The organism is Synechococcus sp. H55.2 (genome assembly GCF_047462495.1).
GTDB lineage: Bacteria > Cyanobacteriota > Cyanobacteriia > Thermostichales > Thermostichaceae > Thermostichus.
Genome location: NZ_JANSJH010000205.1, coordinates 1 through 959, shown reverse-complemented (window position 1 = coordinate 959; position 959 = coordinate 1). Strand labels below are relative to the sequence as shown.

Annotated in this window: 1 protein-coding gene and 1 CRISPR repeat array; the gene reads right to left on the bottom strand. The window is 56.5% G+C overall.

Annotated elements, in window-relative coordinates; all coding sequences use genetic code 11:
• Positions 1 to 90: 90 nt before the first annotated feature.
• A CRISPR array of direct repeats spans positions 91 to 575; the repeat unit is 36 nt; unit sequence GTTTCCAATTTCTAGGGATCCCCCCGAAGGGGAACC.
• 259 nt (positions 576 to 834) lie between these two features.
• The coding region (locus NW844_RS12940; protein WP_414336236.1) for a Tab2 family RNA-binding protein at positions 835 to 959 on the bottom strand (125 nt) is incomplete at its 5' end.

Below are 959 nucleotides of genomic sequence, written 5' to 3'. Positions count from 1 at the left end.
CCACTGGGAGAGGGGCCAGGGGTGAGGGAAGTTGGATCCCCCCGAAGGGGAACCGATCAGCGGCTATCAGGGTTGCCCGACTGTGGTCTAGTTTCCAATTTCTAGGGATCCCCCCGAAGGGGAACCTACCCGCTGGCGGGGGGAAGAGAGTGCCTATGATGAGGTGTTTCCAATTTCTAGGGATCCCCCCGAAGGGGAACCACATTGGTCAAAGCACTTTACTATGTAAACCAACTGGTTTCCAATTTCTAGGGATCCCCCCGAAGGGGAACCAAACCGAAATGCCGCCGCCCCTGGCAGTGGTTAGGTAAGGTTTCCAATTTCTAGGGATCCCCCCGAAGGGGAACCAGGGTGGATTAGTCTCTCACCACCCTTCACAAATCTATGGTTTCCAATTTCTAGGGATCCCCCCGAAGGGGAACCAGCGACTTGGAAATCCCCGTCTACCCCGTAGACGAGGGAACGTTTCCAATTTCTAGGGATCCCCCCGAAGGGGAACCGTTGCCATGGAGTTCCTGCCACCCCACATTGAAACTCAGGTTTCCAATTTCTAGGGATCCCCCCGAAGGGGAACCTCTACCCTTATTAAACCCAAGCGGGGCAAGGAATGCAAGACCCATTTGCGAGGGGGTCGGTCGAAGACGGCAAAAAAGGGCCTGGAAGAGGGGGGGCAAGAGGCCTGAAAGCCTTGTGGGGCAAGGCATCGAGCGGGTCAACGAAAGAATCGGCCTTTGCGGGATTTGGCGAGGCGCTCGCGGAGCTGCTGCTACCGTTTTTGTGTTGCTTTGCCAACACAGCTAGCTTGAGGATCTACGTAAGGGGCCGACAACGGTTTTAAAGGGGATGCTGCATCAGCCAAAAGCCGGCGAAAGACTGGGCCCGGAAATCGCTTTGGATGGCGAGGAAGTGGATCCCTTGGGCTTGGCGTTGGCGTTGGGCAAAGCCTTCTGCCTCCGCTT